Here is an 18,804-nt window from a genome sequence, read left to right as displayed (position 1 = left end):
CTTCTCGCCCGCATGTCCACGCCGCGCCGCCGACCGTTCACGCGTTGACCGTCCGCTCGACCTTGTCGTTGGACCCGATCCGGCCGTCGCGCAGGGTGATCACACGGTCGCAGTAGGTCACCGCGCCCATGTCGTGGGTCACCATCACCACCGAACTGCCCGATGCGGCGATCTCGCCGAGCAACTCGAGGATGGCGGCGCCGGTCTTGGAGTCGAGATTGCCGGTGGGCTCGTCGGCCAGGATCAGCGGCGGGTCCATGATCAACGCCCGCGCCACCGCCACCCGCTGCATCTGCCCGCCGGACAATTCGGCTGGACGGTGTTCGGCCCGCGCCGCGAGGCCCACCCGGTCGAGCAACTCCAGGGCGCGCGGCTTGGCCTTGCGCAAACCCGTGCCGTCCAGCAGTTTCGGTATCGCCACGTTCTCCCACGCCGAGAGCGTGGGCAGCAGGTTGAAGAATTGGAAGACGAATCCGACCTGGTGACGCCGGAATTCCGACTGCTGCTCCTCGTCCAGCACGCCGATCTCCTCGCCCCGGAACCGGATCGAGCCCGCGTCGGGACTGTCCAGCGCGCCGAGCAGATGCAACAGGGTGCTCTTACCGGAACCGGATGGCCCGATGATCGAGGTGAATTCCCCTGTCTCGATGCGCAATGCGACGTCGTCGAGTGCGCGGACCGCCTGGCCGCCGACCCGATACTCCTTCGTCACGCCCGATAGTTCCAGCATTGCCGGTTCCGGCATCGTCGTCCCCCGCTCCGTATGGTCGATCAAAGTTCTTCGTTCCTCGTCGCGCGTTACCGCGCCATGGCCTCCGACGCGAGTTTGCGGCGACGATACTGTGCGTCGAGCACCGCGCGCAGCACCGGCTGCTCGGCCGCCAGTTCGAGATAGGCCTCCATCGCCGTCGATCCCTGGTCGAGTTTCGCGGCGAAGTGGAGATTCCACCGGTAGCGCAAGGTGAGCAGGAGCCCGTCCTCGCCGCCGAACAGCCGATCCAGATCGGGGAGTCCCGCGAACAGGTCGGGATCGGCCGGGTCGAGCGCCGCGCGGGTGAGTACGGTGTGCACGATGTCGGTTCGAGCGTGCTGATCCGTCCAGGACATGGCCATCGCCTTCCTCTGTGAATACCGCCAACGCTACGGACGCGACCGTCTTGTTGTCGTCGTGCCAGGGACCCGAATGCGTCTCCGACCACGGTAGGAGCGGCGGCCCGCTCGCGGGACGATGTACCGGCCCGGATCCGGCGGCTAGCCTTACAGAATGGGTTCGACCGGCGTATCCGAAGCACCGCCAGGTACGCCTCGCGCGGGCCGCGTGCCGGCCTCGATGCGGCGTGTCGGGGTGCGGTGCGCCGAGTTCGCGCGCGATCCGGTCGCGGCCTTCCGGCGCAGCGTCGAGGAGTTGCCCTACGACTACCCGCCCTCGGTGATCGTCAGCGTCGACATCGCGGTCTTCGCCGTGGCGGTCGCGGCGGCGATCCAGCGGCACAGCTATTTCCCGACCCTGCTTCCGATCGTGGCGGTGCTACTGACCTGCGCTTTCGGTCCCTTGCACGCGTTGCTCGGCGTGCTGCCACGCCCGCTGCTGCTCGGCGCGATGGCAATGACGGCCGAGGCGCTGTTCCTCGCTCAACCGGTCGAGGCCGACTTCGCGCCGTTCGTCCTGGTGGCCGCCGCGGGCGAGATCGCGGCGATCGCGCCGAAACGGGTGAGCATCCCGGTCACCATCGCGATGATGCTGCAACTGGTCGCTTTCGCCCTGATCGGCCATGTGACCGAAGGGTTGCCGACCTATCTGGTCGGCATCGCCTTCGGCTGGATGGCCGGGTTGATGCTGCAGTATCAGCGCCGCTTCCTCTACCAGGAACGCGGGTATCAGGACATCCGCGCCGCGCAGGCCGCCGACGAGGAGCGGCGCCGGATCGCCAGAGAAGTGCACGACGTGATCGCGCACTCGCTGAGCGTCACGCTGTTGCATCTCACCGCCGCCCGGCACGCGCTGCAGACCGACCGCGACGTGGACGAAGCCGTGGAAGCGCTGACCGACGCCGAACGACTCGGCAGGCAGGCGATGGCCGACATCCGCCGCACGGTGGGCCTGCTCGACGCGCGCCCCTGGAAGCAGGCGCCGGAACCGGGTGTGGAGGACATCGAGGATCTGGTCGGCGATTTCGTGCGGGCCGGTCTGGACGTGCGCTACGACCGCGAGGGCGATCTCGGCGCGGTGTCGCCCGCGGTCGGGCTCGCGCTGTACCGGATCGGCCAGGAGTCGCTGGCGAACGTGGTCAAACACGCGCACGGCGCGTCCGCCAGGATCCGGGTCGCGGTGGACACGACGATGGTCACCCTCACGGTGGACAACACGGTGCCCGCCGGGCTGCCCGCCCAGCGCGGCGCGGGCATGGGTCTGTCCGGTATGCGGCAGCGCGCCGAACTGCTCGGCGGCCGCATGACGGCGGGCCCGTCCGGCCGCGGCTGGTCGGTGCGAGCAGGTATTCCGCTCGCGCCCGGTCGCGGCGGATTCTCGTGTTCGGTGCTGCCGGGAAGCTCCACCACCGGCCGGGAGGTTTCGTGAGCGAGCGTCGGCGAACCGGAGCATCGGGCGTTGTCGGGTCCGGGCAACGAGGTGGAGTCGTGCGCGTTCACCGGCGAGTGAACCGAGAACGGAGCGTGCCGTCGTGCAGGTCGGAGCCGAACGCCACCGGGGTGCGGTCGTGAGCGTGACGACACCCGCCAGTGGCGAGGACGCCGTAACCGTGCTGGTGGTCGACGACCAGGAACTCGTGCGCGGCGGTCTGCGGCGCATCCTGCGCAGGCGGGACGGATTCGTGGTCGCCGAATGCGCCGACGGCGACGAGGTGCCCGCCGCCGTCGCGGAGGTCGGCCCCGACGTGGTGCTGATGGACCTGCGGATGAAACGGGTCGGCGGCATCGACGCGACCAGGATGCTGCGGGCGCGCGACGGGGCTCCGCCGGTCCTGGTGCTCACCACTTTCGACGACGATCAGTTGCTGTCCGGAGCGCTGCGCGCGGGCGCGGCCGGATTCATCCTCAAGGACTCGCCCGCCGAGGACCTCATTCGCGCGGTACGGATGGTCGCGGGCGGCGGCGCCTGGCTCGACCCCGCGGTGACCGGCCGCGTGCTGTCGGCCTACCGCACCGTACGCCCGGTGCGCACCACCACGGATGCACGCCTGTCCGAGCTGACCGCGCGCGAATACGAGGTGCTCGAACTGATCGGGCGCGGCCGGGTGAACGCGGAAATCGCTCGTGAACTCGGCATCTCGGAAGTGACCGTGAAAAGTCATGTGGGGCATATCTTCGGCAAGCTCGAGCTGCGGGACCGGGCCGCGGCGATCGTGTTCGCGTTTGACCACGGGGTGGTGACACCCGGAGAATCCAATCTATGACGGGCAGGCTCCGGTCGCGTACCGCGTGATCTCGGTGTGCGTTCCAGGCCCGGGATGCGGAGGATGACGGGTGCAGGAACCTGGGCCGAGAACCGGGACGCGGTTCGGGCCGTACGAACTGCGGTCGTTGCTGGGCAAGGGGGGAATGGGAGAGGTATACGAGGCGTACGACACGGTCAAGGACCGGGTGGTCGCGGTCAAGCTGCTCTCCGAAGAACTCGCCAAAGACCCGATGTACCAGTTGCGTTTCCGGCGCGAATCGCAGGCCGCGGCACGGCTGGCCGAACCGCACGTCATCCCGATCCACGACTGGGGCGTCATCGACGGGGTGCTGTTCATCGACATGCGGTTGGTCCGGGGCGTCGATCTGCGCACCCTGTTGCGCGGCAAGGGTCCGCTGAGCCCCGCTCGCGCCGTCGGCATCATCGAGCAGATCGCTTCGGCGCTCGACGCCGCGCACGCGAACAATCTGGTGCATCGCGACGTGAAACCGGCGAACATCCTTGTCACGGACGCGGATTTCGCGTATCTAGCCGATTTCGGTATCGCGCATACCGAAGGCGACAGCGCGGTGACGCTGGTCGGCATGGCCGTCGGCTCCTACATCTACATGGCTCCTGAGCGCTTCGACGTCGGCCCGGTGACCGGCCGCGCCGACGTCTACTCGCTGGCCTGCGTGCTGCACGAGTGCCTGACCGGAGCGACGCCGTTCCCGGCGGCCAGCATGAACGTGCTGATCAAATCGCACATGTCCGATCCGCCGCCGCGGCCGAGCGCGCAGGCCAGTGGCATTCCCGCCGCGTTGGACGAGGTGGTGAACCGCGGTATGGCCAAGGACCCGGCCGACCGCTACCCGACCGCGACCGCGCTGGCCAGGGCCGCCCGCGCCGCCCTCACCTCGGCGCCTGCCACGGGGCCGACGCTGGTGGTGCGCGCGCCCGACAGGTCGCAGCAGGCCGGTGCGGCGGTCGCGCCGGAATCGACCGGCGAGCTGCCCGTGATCCATCCGAGCGCGCCGACGGTGGTCCGGCCGACGGAGTTCCAATTCACGCCGCTTCCGTCGGCTGATGCGCCGGAGCCGCCGCGAGCCCCGTTCCCGCCGGAGGTGGACTTGCCTCCGATACGTCCCTTCCCGGACGCGCACCTGTATCCGGAAACCCAGGCGTATCTGGAGGCGGCGGGATACCCGCAGGCGCCGGAGCCTGCCGCGCCGCCGACACAGGTGTATCGGCAGGGCTACACCGATTCCGCCGCGCCGGGGGTTTTCGATGCCGCGTACGCGCGACAGCTGGACGACTCCGCGTACGCCGATCCGGATTCCACTCGGATGTTTTCGGAGCCCGCTGCCCCGCCGACGCAGGTGTTCGGGCAGGGTTCAGCCGCGCCGGGGGTTTTCGATTCCGCGTACGCGCGACAGCTGGACGACGCCGCGTACCCCGATCCGGATTCCACTCGGATGTTTTCGGAGCCCGCTGCCCCGCCGACGCAGGTGTTCGGGCAGGGTTCAGCCGCGCCGGGGGTTTTCGATTCCGCGTACGCGGGGCAGGCGGACGACTCCGCTTACGCCGATCCTGATTCCACGCGGGCATACGCGGAACCGACTGTGGCGCAGGCGTATTCCGATACGGCGCCGCAACCCTATTCGCAGGCCGCCGAAAACACCTTCACCGAAAGTCATCCGGGGCTCGGGAACTACCCGCAGTATCCGGATCGAGAACAGCCACCCGCACCGCACCGCACGCGCGACCACCTTCCCGCACCGGACTCGGACCCGACCCAGTATCTGGCGCCGGCGGAGGACCACGCGCACGCGGCTCGCACCGACTATCCGCCGCATGGCGATTACCCCGCGCGCACCGGCCGCCCCCTGGGCCGCGACGAACCGGAGTACGGCTATGACGAGTACGACGAGCCCGATTACTCCGAGTCTCGTCCGAGTCGTTCCATAGCGCTCCCCATCATGGTGGCCGTTTTCGCCATCGTCGCGCTGACCGTCGGCGGCGCGATCGCCTGGCAGTCGTTCGGCCGCGGGCAAGTCGAGACGACCTCCGCCGCCGCGCACTCCGAGGAGTCCGCGCCGGTGGCCGGGCCCACCACTCGGGCGCCGAGCCGCACATCGGCCCCGTCGGCCACGTCGACCTCGGCGAAGCCGACCCAGGTCACGCTGCCCGCGGGCGCGAAGCCGTGCGGCCAGGGGCAGGCCGCCGCCGGGACGTTCACCCAGTCGGCGACGGGTACCGCCGTGACCAGCTGCGCGTTCGCCGAGGAGGTGCGCAGAGCCTATGCCGCACTCGGCCAGTCGCAGAACGCGACTCGTGACGCGCCGCGCTCGGTCGTCGCGACCAGCCCGGTCACCGGCCGCAGCTACACCATGAACTGCCTGCCCGAAGGTCAGGTCGTCACGTGCAGCGGCGGCGAGAACGCGGTGGTGTACGTCTACTGACGGTGCGGCGCAGGTCGGCTACGGCACGGCCGGGCTTCCGCCCGGGACCACCGGCAAGCCCGCCGCCTTCCAGGCTCGGAACCCTCCGACGAGGTCGGTCACCTGACGCAGTCCCAGACGCAGCCCGTCGGCGGCCGCGAGACTGGAGGCGTAGCCCTCGTTGCACACGATCACCACCGGGGTGTCGGCGGCGACGCCAGGCAGCCGGTGGTCGCCGTTCGGGTCGAGGCGCCACTCCAGGACGATCCGCTCGACCACGACCGCCCCGGGTATCTCACCCTCGGCACTGCGGTTCGCGTGCGGCCGGATGTCCACGATCAGTCCGCCCTCGGCCTGCACCGCGGCGGCCTGCTCCGGCGTCACCCGTTCTAGCTGCGCTCTGGCCCTGGTCACCATGTCCTCGGCGCCTGTACTCATCGTGCATCCACTCCGCTCGCTGACGTCCCTGCGAAGTCAGCCAGCGTACGGTATTCGCGGACCGGTCGAAGCGGGGGAGAGTACGCGTGCACCGACGCGGCGGGCCACGGCTTGTCGTTGCGCAGCTGATGCGCTCGATCGGGGCCGAATCCGACCGTGTCACCTGCCCGTCGTTCCGCCTTCTGGACCGTCCCGCCCAGATGCAGATATTCCTCGCTGAGTTCCCCCACGGTCATGGTGAACGAGCCGGACGCGCCGCCGTGGTCGTGCGGCTCGGTGCCCTGCCCAGGAGCCCAGGACAGCAGCCACAACTCCACGCCCATGGTCAGGGCCAGGCGGGTCCACCAGCGCTGCTCGGCGTCGAAGCGCACGATGTCCAGCAGCGGCGTGGCCAATTCCGCGGCCACCGAGCTGGTCAACCGGTGTAACTCGGCGGGTGACCACAGCGTCCGCTCCGGGTGGATGGCGTCTCGAACCAGCGGCACGTCGATGTCGGGATGGATATCGCGCGCGTGCTTGAGGTTCACCGGAACGGATGTGGTCACATGTGCTCCTGACGGGATCGATCGGATGAGCGGCTCGTGGCTGCCGCGTGGATTCTCCGCCATCGCGCCCGGATTTTCACGAATCACGATCAGGGCGAATAAAATTCATCGATCGCCGTCACGGCCGCACACCGGGCCTCGGCGTGCGGCGCCACCGCCGTTCGGCTACCCGAACCCGGGCATCGGCGGGGATTCCGGGAAGACGACGGGCAACGACACGAGGGCACGGTGGAACGGTCCAGGTCGCCAGGACAGCTCTTCCGGCTCGACCGCCAGTCGCATCTCGGGCAGGGCATCCAGTAGTTGGTCGATGGCGTCCTGCGCGATCAGGTACGCCATCGATTTGCCGGGGCAGGAGTGCGGTCCGGCTCCCCAAGCCAGGTGCGCCCGGCTGTCGGTGTGCTGGCCGGTGTGGATCGCCGGATCGTTGTTGCACGCGGCCATGCTGATCACGACCGGCTGGTGCGCGGGCAACCACACGTCGTCGATGAGGATCGGCTGTTTCGGGTAGCTGAAGCAGTAGTTGGCGCCGGGCGGGTCGTCGAACAGCACCTCGTCGAGTGCGTCGCGGGTGGACAAGCTGCCGCCGAATATCCCGCCCGCGAATCGGCGGTCGGTGAGCATCAGCCGCAAGGTGTTGGCGATCAGGTTCTGCTGTGGCTCGATCCCCGCCCCGTACAGGGTGACCAACTGGTGGATCATCTCCATGTCGTCGAGGCCGACAGGGTGCCGCAGCAGTCGCGAGGTGATGTCGTCCCCCGGACTCCGCCGTTTCATCTGCACCAGGTCGAACAGCGCGTCGGCGAGCATCGCGTTGCCCTTGTCCGCGTTGACGCCCTCGAAGATGGCGGCCATGCCGATCGCGACGTGCTGCCCGATCTCCGGCGGGCAGCCGAGCATCGAATTGAGCACCGCGAATGTGAGCGGGAACGCGTACTGGCTGATCAGATCCGCCGCACCGTCCTGGCAGAAGGCGTTGATCAGCGGGCCCGCGATCTGTTCGGTCGTCGCGTGCAGTGCGTGCAGGTCGACCGCGTCGATAGCGGCGACATTCACCTGCCGGTAGCGCTGGTGCTCGAATCCGGTGTTGCGCAGCGCGTTCGGCCGCCACTCCATCATCGGCAGGATCGGGCAGCCACCGGGAATGCCTTGCTGCCAAGTGCGTGGGTCCGAGGGAAAGTGCACCGGGTCGTTGAGGATTCGCAGCGCCGTGTAGTAACCGATCACCAACGTCGCGGGCACATTCGGCGCCAGTTCGATCGGCACGAGCGAGCCGTACCGGCGGCGCATCTCACGGTAGGCGTGATGCGGGTCCGCGGCGAATGCCTCCGTGTACAACGCGACCCGTGGCCCGTCGGTGTCTAGTGGCGAATTGTGCTGAACTGGACAGCTTTTCGTGCTCTCAGAAGTGGATTGCGGGGACTGTGGCGTGGACAAAGGGCATGACTCCAGAAGAGAAGGCTCGTCGCCGGTGCGTGCGGGCACGCGGGTCGGCTATGCGCCGGTCAGGTGCATGTTTTCCGATGTAGCTACGGGATCGTAAGCAGTTCCGGCGCCGTGGTGGGGCGGTTTGAGTCGCCCGATCGGTGAACGCGGCGGCTGCGTCGATCAGGGGCTTGCTCGCGCCGCTCGGCAGCCGCTTCTCGACCGTGTTTCGTCACGGCCGTCCTCGTCGCCCCTAGGGGTTCCATCGGCTCAGTGCCGCATCGCAATTGACCCGGGAAGGGTGATCCGTCGCACCGTTCCGTATTGCTACAAAAGTCCGGTGGCCGCATTCCGGTCGCCGTCCACTTCCACGCCAGCGGGTACACGAGCGGAAACCAAGTGAACAACGTGAGTTCGTTCGGCTGATCGGCACGGAGGAAGCGGCACGGGCAAGCGACGCGCCGAGCCCGTCGCCGCTTCGTCTGTACGGCGTGGCGAGTGGCCTTCGAGGGCTCGGGTCGCGCGTAGGTCTGCCGAATCGTACAGGCGCGGTCCACTCACTCGCCGAGGTCGGCCGCATACCGTTCGGCGAGCGCGGCGACGCGTTCGGCGGGCCAAGGGCAACGGATGTCCCCTCGGGTAGCGGCGAAGAAGAGTTCCAGGTGCACATGCAAGGCGGCCAGCAGTTCGGGCCGTAGCCGAGCCAGTTCCTTCGGCAGGGTCTGGGTCAGCTCCACTCGCACGCCGAGGTCGGGATCGGCTTCGAAGGACCAGCGGACGGTACCTGCAGTCGCGCCGTCGTGCCGCCACTCGTACTCCAGCCACCGAGGCGGCTCGACACCGACGAGCTCACCCGCCTCGACGTGCGCGTTGGTCGCCCGGATCGGCGGCGGGCCGCCCACGGTCGGAGTCTGCTCCTCGGCGAGCATCGACCACAGCCGATCCCGCGGCTGCCACACCAGGTCGCGAGCGAAGCGCAGCACATAGCCGTCGGCGACCTCGGCGCAGTCGCCCGTGTCCAGCCCGAATTCCGCTGTGTAGTACTCGATATCGGCGAGCCAGGTGGTGTCCGGTTCGGTGTGGCCACCGTCGAGCGCGGCCGTGAGTGCCGCCAGGCAGCGGTCCCAGCCGACCGCTGACCGCGCGGCGCCGAGCCGCGCGCCGGGCCCGCCGCCGAGGACATGGGTGAAGATCAGCAGCGTTCCGTCCCCATCGGCCACCAGCTCGAAGCGCAGCACGTCCCGGTTCCATCGGAACACGTAGACCTTGGGTGGGTCGAATTCGAGCACCTCGCCGTGGGACATGCTGTCGGCTGTCTCCGGTGCGTCGGCGAAGGTGAATCGCATCGCTGCGCCGGGCCGCGGTTCGGTCGTGACAGCGGCGGGGAACCAGGCGCACATCTGGCTCGGATCGCTGATCGCGCGCCACACTTTTTCCGGGGGATGGGCCAGCCTGCGTTCGAACCGCAGTGTGGGCGCGCCGTCGACGGTGCGCAGTCGTGCTCGGGGCTCGCTCATCGGTGTCCTTTCTCGTCGGGCATGGCGTCGAGATGACGTTCCAGGGCGTCGAGGCTGGTTTCCCACATCCGCCGGTACGGCGCGAGCCAGGTCTCGATCTCGGCCAGCGGTTCCGGCCGCAACCGATACCAACGACGTTGCGCGTCCTGGCGTACGTCCACCAGGCCCGCGCCACGCAGGACCTTCAAGTGTTTGGAAACCGTGGGCTGGGCCAACCGCAGCTCCGCGACCAAATCGCCCACCAGTCGCTCGCGCTCGCGCAACAAGTCGAGGATCTCCCGGCGGCGAGGCTCGGCCAACGCCTCGAACGTAGATGCCATGTCGGCAATATAGCCCAAGGGGAATATAATGGCGAATCGGCGGGGTGGCCCGGCTGGGCGCTGCGGCCGCGTTCGTAGTGTGATGTCCGTGGTCGGCCGGTCCGGCAGTTGCCCGCTCGGCAGGCGTGCGGTGGCATGGTCGAGGTTGATTCGACCCGTTTATCGATGCGTCTCGGGGTTGCTCGGTTGCGCGTACCAGGGCCGCGACCGAGGCAGCCAGGCGCGAACATTGTGGCGATACCGGTCGAACTCGTCGCCGAACTGGTTGCGAAGAATAGGCTCTTCGACGCCATGCACAAAAATAACCGAAGCGCAGATGACGAGGGCTCCGTACCATAGGAGACCGCAATTTCCGAAAATCAGCGCCTGACCGAAAATTATGCTGAATACGGCGAGGTACATCGGATTTCGAACGTAACGGTAGGGCCCTCCGATGACCAAGTTCACGGGCGGTGCGACTGGGGCCGGCGTGCCATGTCCTTCGGCGACGAATCGGTCGAATGCGTGAATCAACGTCGCCAGAGCGGTGGAAGCCATGGCCACTCCCGCGATTCGCAGCAGATCGGGGACGTCGTTGTCGAACTGCCATCCGGTTATCAACCATGGAAAAATGATTGCGACGATCCCTGGGGCGAGAAAAAACCACGCCACGCTACCGAGCGCTGCTGTCGACTTCTTCATGTTTGTATTCCGTTCGGCGGGTGTCGCATGTTTGCGAATTGAATTCTCGGCATCAGGGCAGGGTGGTGTCGCGCTGCGGAGTCGACACGTCAGGCGTGCCGTGCGAACGCAGATACACCCGCTCTGTGCGGCAAGAACTTCGAGTCGGCCATTCGCCTCGGCGGAACGTCACCGCGGGTAGTCCGCGATGGCACCCGGCGCGCTCGCATGCCGCGCAGCCATCGCCAATTTTACGCAGGCATCCTGCTTATGTCGAGTGGGTCGAGACACCGCCGGTGGCGTGTCCGTCGCTGCGCGACCGTTGATCTTCGCCCCCGTCACCGCGCGTGATCATAGTCTTCGAGAGCCGTCCGCAGAGCCACGAACAGATCGCCCCGGATGCCTCCCCGGCCGATCCGGTCCACCCATCCGGCGTCGATGTCGGCAACCTCTCGTCTGGCCAGTGCTACCGCCTCCTGTCCCAAGGCGGTCAAGACCACCAGTCGAGCACGGCCGTCCGCCGGGTCGGGCCTGCGCTCGACATAGCCGAGCTGGACAAGCGTCCCGATCAGTTCGCTCATGGACTGGTGAGTCATCCCGGCCATAGTGGCCAGGTCTGTCAAGCGGCTTCCATCCTTGCGGTCGATGTTGTAGAAAACCGCATGATGCGCTACGGAGATATCGTCGTACCCTGCGGCTCCGAGCCGCTGGACCAATTCCTCCACGATCAACTGAGAGATTCTCCGCAGTAGAAAGATCAGTGGTGGTCGGCTTTCACCGGACATCCAGGCCCCTGGGCATCGGCACACGAGCCGTGCAGAGCCGAGCCTTCCTCGTCGCAGCAACTTTCACGGCGACAGTGTACTCGTTCGTTGCGGGCGAAATCGGGACCCGTTTGCGCCGGCCCCGCTCGGCCCGCGAGGCATCCGGCATGGCCTGCGGTCCCGTCCTGCCGAAGAAGTCGCCCTGCCACAGGCGAAATCAACGTGTTCTTCGGCTATCGCGAGCTATCCGTCCTCGGCTCGCTGTTGGCTGACCGCCGCGGCCACCGCGGCGCGCGTCGATACACCCAGCTTGGTGAAAACCCGTGCGAGATGCTTCTCAACAGTTTTTGCACTGATGAACAGCTGGTCGGCGATCTGACGATTGGTCAATCCCTGCGAAACCAGGTCGGCGATCCCGCGCTCGCGCGCGGACAGGCGACAGTGTGACGAAACCGCGGCGCCGACAGTTGGACGCCCGGGGCGCACGCGCTGTCCGAGTGCGCGTAGTTCTCTCGCGGCTTCGTCGCGAAGCCGGGTTGCCGCAGCCTCGTGCAGGACACCGTGCGCGATCTCCAGCTCACGGACGGCCTCCGCCATCGAGCCGGCCCGCGCGTGTGCCTGTCCGCAGACGAGTCGGGCGCGAGCCGACCATAACCGCATGTCCGCCTCGTCGAAACAGTCCACGGCCCGCAGTGCACTGGCTGCTGCCGCAACGGGGTTGCCTTCGGCGAGTTGGATGCGAGACCTGCACAGGTAGGCGTACCCCCGGCGGGAGAACGAAACTCCGGCGGTCGCTTCCATCTGGCGAGTTCTTGCTATCGCGACGCTCCGCACACCCAGTGCCAGCTCCGCCGTCACCAGTGCGAATTGCCAAATCGGGCGGGCGGCGGGCGGAATATGGACGAGTTCCGCTCCGCAGGCGGAGATGATCTCCTGCCGCCCACGCGCGAACTCGCCTGACTCGATCAGGGCGTCGCCGTAACAGACATGCGCCAGCCAGCTGAACAGTCCGCCCCGAGTACGCTCCGCGATCTCGACCGCGCTTCTCCCCGCGGACAGTGCGACGGAAATGTTGCCGAGCTGAATTTCGTTCCAGCATCGCAAGCTCTGCGCCGCTACGAGTAGTTGATCGTTGTCGAGCGATCGGGCCGCTTCGATGGCGCCCGCGGCCGCCGCTCGGGCACCCTGAAGATTGCCGACAAATAGTTTGGTCGCCACGGCTCCGAGTGCGAAGTAGCCGAACGCGTATCTTTGGCCGCTGTCGTGTGCCAGTCGTAGTCCGCGTTGGACATGCGTGTCAGCGATTCTGAAGCGATCCACCGCTATCTCCGCGTTCACCAGATCTCCGAGCGCCTCCAACAACCGGGGATCGGCTTGCGCCTCGAGGGCATTCAGCTGCATGGTGGCGGTATCGATCAGCGACCGGGCCTCGGTGGTCGCTGCCGCGTAGCCAGTGCACCAGGCGAGGCGCGAGGTCGCCGAGAGAAGAACCGATGGGTCGCCCATGGCCGTGGCCTCCGTGATGGCTTGTCGAGCGGCATCGATCGCGCGGTTCCATCGCCGGGTCATGAGATTGTTCTCGGCGAGTGCCAATTGGAGCGGCACGAACTCGGTGCTTCCCACCGGCACATGGCCGAGGGCGTCGAGGAGAAGCTGACGAGCGTTCTCCGATCGCCCGAGTCCATGTTCCGCACGGGCGATCATCCGAATGATCGGTAACCGATCGGATGCGATGCGTGGAAGCCGCGTGAGCGTCCGGTCCAGCGCCACCCGACTGTCATGCAGCAGGCCCGCCGAGGCGAGCGCGCCGGCGAGCGACAGCTCGAGCGGCAGGCGCCGATCCGTTCCCGCCGTGTCCGGCAACAACTTCAGCGCCGCCCGATACCAGCCCACCGCCGTCGCGGGAGCATAGGTCGACACGACGTGTGCGGCGTCGGCGAGAGCCGCGACCGCCGCCTCATCGCCGAAGGCGGCCGAATGCTCGATGTGGTGCGCTCGATCGACCAGCGGCGCTCCTTTGTCCGCCAACCAGTTCGCGACGCGCCAATGTGCGTCGATGCGTTTACCGGGGGAGAGGCCGTCGTACACCGCCCGCTTGACCACCGGATGCCGGAATCGGAGTGATTTCGCTTCCGCGGTCGCCTCGAGCAGGTCGTGGGTGACGAGTTCGTCGACGAAGGTGAGCACGGCCGTCCGGTCGAGGCGCGTGATCTCGGCGAGGAGATCCACATCGAACGGTCCGCCGATGACGGAACACGCCTGTAGAACTGCGAGCCCGCCGGGCGACAACCGGTCCAGCTCCAAGCCGACGGCCCTACGCAGCGCATCGGGCACGTCTACTTCGTCGGTTTCGTTCGGTACCGCCGTCGGCGACGGTGGCGACAACTGCACGGCTCGCGACAGCTGTTCCAGGAAGTAGGGATTGCCGCCGCTTTGCGCGTGGATCGAGCGGACCAGGACCGATGCGGAAGCGCTTCCGACGAACTGCGCTGCCTCCTCGATCGTCAACGGCGCCAACCGCAGCACGCGCGCCACGCTGGAAGCGCCGGTCCGGTGCATCGCGTGCAGGATCTGGCGGGGGACCTGTGCTGGGCGGAAGGCAAGCGCAAGTAGAAGACCTGGTACCGGATGTCTGAGCAGGTAACAGACCAGCCCTGTCGTTGCCTGATCTGCCCAATGAACGTTGTCCAATGCCAGCAGGAGCCCATTTCGCGGTGTGCTCAGTCGAAGCAATGACCGCACCGCGCGATAGGTCTGGTGGCGCTGCGCCTCCGAGTGGGAGGGACGTCGGACGTCACCGGACAGGAGGGACGGTAGGACTGGAGCCAGGTCTTCCGGACAATAATGCGAACTCGCCGCGACGTTCGCTGATCGCGACTTGTACCAGTTGTCCAGCGCATCGGAAATCATGGCGAACGGAACTTCTCGCTCGAATTCCGATCCGCTCACGGACAACACATCCAACTTGGCCGCGCCTGCACGCTCGCACAGCGCGCCGAGCAGGCTGGTCTTTCCGATACCGGCTTCGCCGACGATCGTGAGAACTTCGCTGTCGCCCTTCGATACCCGACTGACCGCGTGATCGATCTGCGATAGCTCCGCTGATCGGCCGATCAGCCGACTCGGCTGCGTTGTACATCTTCCGGACAACGCCATGGTTCCTCACTTCCTCACAGATCGGATCGTTTCTCGCCCGGCGCCGGGAGTCTCACGGCAGCCCGACCGTCGAACTCAGCACCAAGGCGGGAGCCGAAGGACGGATGGCAGCCGGTTGCATGCGCTCTCCTGACATAAGGCGCCCACCGAATTCCCGGGCGCGACTGGCGTCGGCGCGGACGCTCGAAGGAGTCGCTGCTCGGCTCGCCGGGCGGCTGTTAGCGCGTTTCGGGAGGTGAGCAGACCTGGACCAAACGGGTCCGGTGTCCGAACGATCCGGTGCGGTGCGAGAGCGCTGCGCCGGGTTTCGATCGACACCTCTTCGTTTGAGATCCGCGCTGCGCACACTTTACGCAGGTTTCCTGCGTATTTCCAGTATTGGGAATTCTTCAGGCGATAAGTCGTGCCCCACCCGCCGAGCGACGCCGGCAATCGTGCCGCTGAACTGCTGGAACCGACATGTGAACGGCCGGTCACCGGCAGGGTCGAAGTCGCGGCGCGGGCTGTCGGCTGTGTGCGGGCGGGCCTACTCGGAGTCCTTGTGTGGTGCTCTGCGTGTCGTCCGATCGTGTGCTCCGCTCGCGGAATCGCCACAGCGCTGCCCGATGGCGCGGGTCCGGTGATGAGTGCGGAGCCGTGGCAAGAGTTGCCACGGGTCTACTCGGCCCCGATATGTCCCTCGAGCTTGTTATGCCGCGGATCCAGCCAACCGGCCACGGCATCCCAGTCGGCCGGGGTCATGCGTGCGCGAGCAAGCTGGTACAGCCCGGCGCACAGTATGTGCGAACCGGTACGTTGTTCCGTGTTGCTCTGCAATGCGCGGCCGCACTGCAAGCAGGCTCTAGCTGACATAGCGACTATCCATTCGTGGCCGGGTGGGGTAGCAGTTCCTCTGTGGTTCGGTGCTCGACCTTCTGTTCCCGCGGGTGCTGCGTGGACGGCCTTCGACTCTGTCACGCTGCTGTCGGAAGGTGCATGGGGAGTTCCTACGATGCCGCCATCAACTCGTCAATGAGCGGGAGCTTCTCCACTTTCGATGCCGACCGTGTGGTTTCGTGCTCTGAGCAGAAGCTCGTCGACGGTCCATTGATCAAAAGCATGGCGGCCGTATTTCGCTGCCAGTACTCTTCCGTCCTCCCCGATGAGAAAGTCGGCAGGCAACCCGACAGGGCCCCCGGTGGGGATCAGGTGAGGCATCCGCCGGTCGATGAAAAGCAAGCGTAAGAGGCTCGACATGATTCGCGGACCGCTCTTCCACAACCGTGGATTCAGCAGCGCCCGCAGTGATGATTCGACGCCGAACTCGCGATACAGCTGCTTGTCCGGATCGGCGATCAGCGTAAAAGGTATCTGAGATTGATATTTGGCGATCTCCGTCACGGTCGAATGAAAGACGATGATCTCGCGAACTCCTGCATCCTCGATCTCTTTCCGCCGCAGCAAGAACGATCGAAGATGCAAGTTGCAGATCGGGCACCCCGCGAACCGGCGGAACTGCACGTGTGTGCGGCGGCCGGTCTCCGACCAGTGGACGGGCGCGCCTGCGATATCGGCGAGCAGTATTCGTGGCGCTGTTTCGCCTGGCGCAACTCGTTTGGCCGCCAGATGCTCGCGTGCATTGGGATACTTCACGAGTTGCCCTCCGGTTTCCGATGATGCCTTGACGGCATGACAATATTTGGATGTGCGCCCGAGCTTCCGACATCTCGGCGCACCGCGGTCCGAGCACCTTCTACGCGGGACGGTTCGTTTCCCTAGAAAGCTTGATCGGGGACGAGCATCAGGTCGTTGTCCAGCGCAGTGATCACCGCGCGCACCGAGTTGAGATGCGGTAGGAAGTTTTTCGCGAAGAAGGAGGCAACGGCTATCTTTCCCTGGTAGTACGGGTCTTCCGAGGAATCCGCGATCAGGGCTTTCATGGCGACCTGTGCTTGCACCACCAGGCGCCAGGCGATCAGGAGATCACCGAAAGCGAGCAGGAATCGAACGGCGGCTTGACCGATCTTGTATAGTTCCTGGGCGTGATCTACCGCGTCGACCACGAAGCCGGCGAGAACAGCCGCCATCGCCTCCACATCATGGATCGCGCCGCCGAGTAGCTTGCGTTCGGCATGGAGGCCGGCCGGGTCGCTCTCATCGACGGTGCGACGGATGTGGCCGAGAATATGCTGAAATGCCTCCCCTTGGTCACGCACGATCTTTCTAAAAAAGAAGTCCTGTGCCTGGATCGCTGTGGTGCCTTCGTACAGGGAATCGATTTTCGCGTCGCGGATGTATTGTTCGAATGGATAGTCCTGCAGATAGCCTGAGCCGCCCAAGGTCTGTAAGGATTCACCGAGATATTGATATGCCCGCTCCGACCCCACGCCTTTGACTACCGGGAGCAGCAGGTCGTTCACCCGGAACGCGAGTCCGGGATCCGCGCCCGAGACATGTTCGGCGATATCGTCGTCTTGGTGTGCCGCAGTGTAGAGGTAGACGGCACGGAGCCCTTCGGCATACGCCTTCTGGGTCATCAACGAGCGGCGTACGTCCGGATGACGGATGATCTGCACTTTCGGCGCGGATTTGTCCGAGATCTGGGTCAGATCCGCTCCCTGAATTCGCTGTTTCGCGTAGGCCAAAGCGTTCAGATACCCGGTCGACAAGGTCGCGATCGCCTTCGTTCCGACCATCATGCGCGCGAATTCGATCACGTCGAACATCTGCGCGATGCCCCGGTGCACCTCGCCGACGAGCCATCCGACCGCCGGAATCCCGTGGGCGCCGAATGTCAGCTCGCAGGTCGCCGACGCCTTGATGCCCATCTTCCGCTCGACGCCGGTGACGAATACGCCATTTCTTCTCTCGATGCCACCGGTGCCCGGGTCGAAGTGGAATTTCGGGACGAAGAACAGGCTCAGGCCCTTGGTCCCGGGCCCCGCGCCGTCCGGTCTCGCCAATACCAGATGGAAGATGTTCTCGAACAGATCTCCAGAGTCTCCGCCGGTGATGAACCGTTTGACCCCCTCGAGATGCCATGTGCCGTCCGGCTGCGCGAAGGCCTTGGTCCGGCCGGCTCCGACGTCGGAGCCCGCCTCCGGCTCGGTCAGGACCATCGTGGCGCCCCAGTTGCGCGTCATCGCGAACTGTGCCCACTTCTTCTGTTCCTCGGTGCCATTCCGGTGCAGAATATTCGCGAATACGCCGCCGGACCAGTACAGATGGATCCCGGGATTGGCGCCGAGCCACATCTCCGACGTAGCCCAGGACAAGGCTTTGGGCGCCGGAATACCGCCGATCTCCGGCGCCAGCCCGAGCCGATCCCAGCCGCCCTCGATTGCCGTCCTCAACGCTTTTTTGACCGATTCCGGAAGAATCACTTCATGAGTCAGAGGATTGAACACCGGGGGGTGGCGGTCGGCATCGAAGAATGGCTCCGCATAAGGACCTTCGGTCAGCTCTCGGATCTGCTCCAGAAATACTTTTGCGGTATCTTCATCGAGGTCGCCGTACCCGCCCTTCGCCAAAACTTCTCCGATCGTGAGCACCTCGAACAAGTTGAACTCGAGATCGCGCACGTTTGACTTGTAGTGACCCATTTTTTCGCAAATCCTATTGATACGACGTGGAAGTGTGGCCTGCTGACCGCAGACCTCGGTGGTCCGCGCCCGAGATGCTGGAATCCTGGGGGCGCGCTTCTTCTCGGTGACTTGTTCGCGTGCGGCGATCATCTTTGGCTGAGGATGCGCCGTCGTCGCTATCTATTCGCCGAGCGTGTCTCCTCGATACCGAAAAGCGCATGACATGGCATCATCGGGTACGTCTCGTCCACCTGATCGTCAATGTGGACCGATTTCGCCCAGCCCCCGGCGCCGGCTTCCCGTGCGAATTTCTCGGCGGCTTGCCTCGGAGCGAGGTAGTGCAGTGGCTCGGGTAATCCGAAGTCGACGATCAGATGGCACAACATCAGGTATCGGAGCCTGGGGAATGCGTATGGTGGAAATGCCCGCCGTTCAGTATCCATTGCATTGCGAGGTGCTTGCCGAGCGCCCATGGCTGCATCGTCTCGAGAGCGGCTCTCGGCGTAGAACATTTGCGCTCGGCGCAGGTGCTGAAGGCTGTCGTAAACATTCTTCGAGTTTCGGCATCGACCGGCGATCGT

Annotated in this window: 14 protein-coding genes and 2 pseudogenes; 3 read left to right on the top strand and 13 right to left on the bottom strand. The window is 66.0% G+C overall.

The genetic code is table 11. The annotated features are described in order from the left end of the window. Positions 1–37: 37 nt before the first annotated feature. A complete protein-coding gene (locus ACL03I_RS10410) occupies positions 38–745 on the bottom strand; it encodes an ABC transporter ATP-binding protein (RefSeq protein WP_355078810.1) in 708 nt (235 codons plus the stop codon). Positions 746–798: 53 nt separating this feature from the next. After that, positions 799–1,107, bottom strand: a complete 309-nt coding sequence (locus ACL03I_RS10405) for a hypothetical protein (protein WP_355078811.1) — start codon at positions 1,105–1,107, stop codon at positions 799–801. A gap of 157 nt (positions 1,108–1,264) precedes the next feature. Here ACL03I_RS10405 and ACL03I_RS10400 point away from each other — a divergent pair, with 157 nt between their 5' ends. The 3 genes and pseudogenes from ACL03I_RS10400 to ACL03I_RS10390 form a co-directional block, all read left to right on the top strand. Next, complete coding sequence (locus tag ACL03I_RS10400; RefSeq protein ID WP_412805771.1) at positions 1,265–2,578, top strand: sensor histidine kinase; 1,314 nt, start codon at positions 1,265–1,267, stop codon at positions 2,576–2,578. Between the two features lie 181 nt (positions 2,579–2,759). Continuing rightward, positions 2,760–3,413: a response regulator transcription factor gene (locus tag ACL03I_RS10395; protein ID WP_355078833.1), complete on the top strand. Its 654-nt coding sequence runs from the start codon at positions 2,760–2,762 to the stop codon at positions 3,411–3,413. A gap of 70 nt (positions 3,414–3,483) precedes the next feature. Further along, positions 3,484–4,341: pseudogene (locus tag ACL03I_RS10390) on the top strand (serine/threonine-protein kinase); the annotation flags it as partial. Positions 4,342–5,874: 1,533 nt separating this feature from the next. Here the strand turns inward: ACL03I_RS10390 and ACL03I_RS10385 are convergent. From ACL03I_RS10385 to ACL03I_RS10335, 11 genes and pseudogenes are all read right to left on the bottom strand, one after another. Further along, positions 5,875–6,273: a rhodanese-like domain-containing protein gene (locus ACL03I_RS10385; RefSeq protein ID WP_355078813.1), complete on the bottom strand. Its 399-nt coding sequence runs from the start codon at positions 6,271–6,273 to the stop codon at positions 5,875–5,877. Beyond that, positions 6,270–6,818: a cysteine dioxygenase gene (locus ACL03I_RS10380; RefSeq protein ID WP_379253365.1), complete on the bottom strand. Its 549-nt coding sequence runs from the start codon at positions 6,816–6,818 to the stop codon at positions 6,270–6,272. The genes ACL03I_RS10385 and ACL03I_RS10380 overlap by 4 nt, the downstream gene beginning before the upstream one ends. 165 nt (positions 6,819–6,983) lie before the next feature. Beyond that, entirely contained in the window at positions 6,984–8,255 is a 1,272-nt protein-coding gene (locus ACL03I_RS10375; protein ID WP_412805770.1) for a cytochrome P450, read from the bottom strand. A gap of 545 nt (positions 8,256–8,800) precedes the next feature. Then, positions 8,801–9,760: an SRPBCC family protein gene (locus ACL03I_RS10370; RefSeq protein WP_412805769.1), complete on the bottom strand. Its 960-nt coding sequence runs from the start codon at positions 9,758–9,760 to the stop codon at positions 8,801–8,803. Further along, positions 9,757–10,080: an ArsR/SmtB family transcription factor gene (locus ACL03I_RS10365; RefSeq protein WP_397076679.1), complete on the bottom strand. Its 324-nt coding sequence runs from the start codon at positions 10,078–10,080 to the stop codon at positions 9,757–9,759. The genes ACL03I_RS10370 and ACL03I_RS10365 overlap by 4 nt, the downstream gene beginning before the upstream one ends. Positions 10,081–10,239: 159 nt before the next feature. Next, positions 10,240–10,761 carry a methyltransferase family protein gene (locus tag ACL03I_RS10360; RefSeq protein WP_412805768.1) on the bottom strand — a complete coding sequence of 174 codons (522 nt, stop codon included), beginning with the start codon at positions 10,759–10,761 and terminating at the stop codon, positions 10,240–10,242. A gap of 317 nt (positions 10,762–11,078) precedes the next feature. Continuing rightward, the gene (locus ACL03I_RS10355; RefSeq protein ID WP_397076704.1) at positions 11,079–11,465 is read right to left on the bottom strand and encodes a MarR family winged helix-turn-helix transcriptional regulator; all 387 of its coding nucleotides are present in this window, start codon (positions 11,463–11,465) and stop codon (positions 11,079–11,081) included. A 282-nt stretch (positions 11,466–11,747) separates the two neighbouring features. Next, complete coding sequence (locus ACL03I_RS10350) at positions 11,748–14,063, bottom strand: helix-turn-helix transcriptional regulator (protein WP_412805877.1); 2,316 nt, start codon at positions 14,061–14,063, stop codon at positions 11,748–11,750. A 78-nt stretch (positions 14,064–14,141) separates the two neighbouring features. Beyond that, positions 14,142–14,660, bottom strand: a pseudogene (locus tag ACL03I_RS10345) (BREX system ATP-binding domain-containing protein); the annotation flags it as partial. Positions 14,661–15,668: 1,008 nt separating this feature from the next. Beyond that, positions 15,669–16,292: a peroxiredoxin-like family protein gene (locus ACL03I_RS10340; RefSeq protein WP_412805767.1), complete on the bottom strand. Its 624-nt coding sequence runs from the start codon at positions 16,290–16,292 to the stop codon at positions 15,669–15,671. 122 nt (positions 16,293–16,414) lie between these two features. Next, positions 16,415–18,241: an acyl-CoA dehydrogenase gene (locus tag ACL03I_RS10335; RefSeq protein ID WP_412805766.1), complete on the bottom strand. Its 1,827-nt coding sequence runs from the start codon at positions 18,239–18,241 to the stop codon at positions 16,415–16,417. Positions 18,242–18,804 lie beyond the last annotated feature (563 nt).

This window comes from Nocardia sichangensis (genome assembly GCF_047200615.1).
In the GTDB taxonomy this organism is placed as follows: domain Bacteria; phylum Actinomycetota; class Actinomycetes; order Mycobacteriales; family Mycobacteriaceae; genus Nocardia; species Nocardia sichangensis.
This window is presented reverse-complemented; position numbering and strand designations above follow the sequence as displayed.

Bases quoted from the DNA above. Each gene is read 5' to 3' on its own strand.
- ACL03I_RS10410 (WP_355078810.1), bottom strand. From the start codon at position 745: ATGCCGGAACCGGCAATGCTGGAACTATCGGGCGTGACGAAGGAGTAT.
- ACL03I_RS10405 (WP_355078811.1), bottom strand. From the start codon at position 1,107: ATGTCCTGGACGGATCAGCACGCTCGAACCGACATCGTGCACACCGTA.
- ACL03I_RS10400 (WP_412805771.1), top strand. From the start codon at position 1,265: ATGGGTTCGACCGGCGTATCCGAAGCACCGCCAGGTACGCCTCGCGCG.
- ACL03I_RS10385 (WP_355078813.1), bottom strand. From the start codon at position 6,273: ATGAGTACAGGCGCCGAGGACATGGTGACCAGGGCCAGAGCGCAGCTA.
- ACL03I_RS10370 (WP_412805769.1), bottom strand. From the start codon at position 9,760: ATGAGCGAGCCCCGAGCACGACTGCGCACCGTCGACGGCGCGCCCACA.
- ACL03I_RS10365 (WP_397076679.1), bottom strand. From the start codon at position 10,080: ATGGCATCTACGTTCGAGGCGTTGGCCGAGCCTCGCCGCCGGGAGATC.
- ACL03I_RS10360 (WP_412805768.1), bottom strand. From the start codon at position 10,761: ATGAAGAAGTCGACAGCAGCGCTCGGTAGCGTGGCGTGGTTTTTTCTC.
- ACL03I_RS10350 (WP_412805877.1), bottom strand. From the start codon at position 14,063: ATGCACCGGACCGGCGCTTCCAGCGTGGCGCGCGTGCTGCGGTTGGCG.
- ACL03I_RS10335 (WP_412805766.1), bottom strand. From the start codon at position 18,241: ATGGGTCACTACAAGTCAAACGTGCGCGATCTCGAGTTCAACTTGTTC.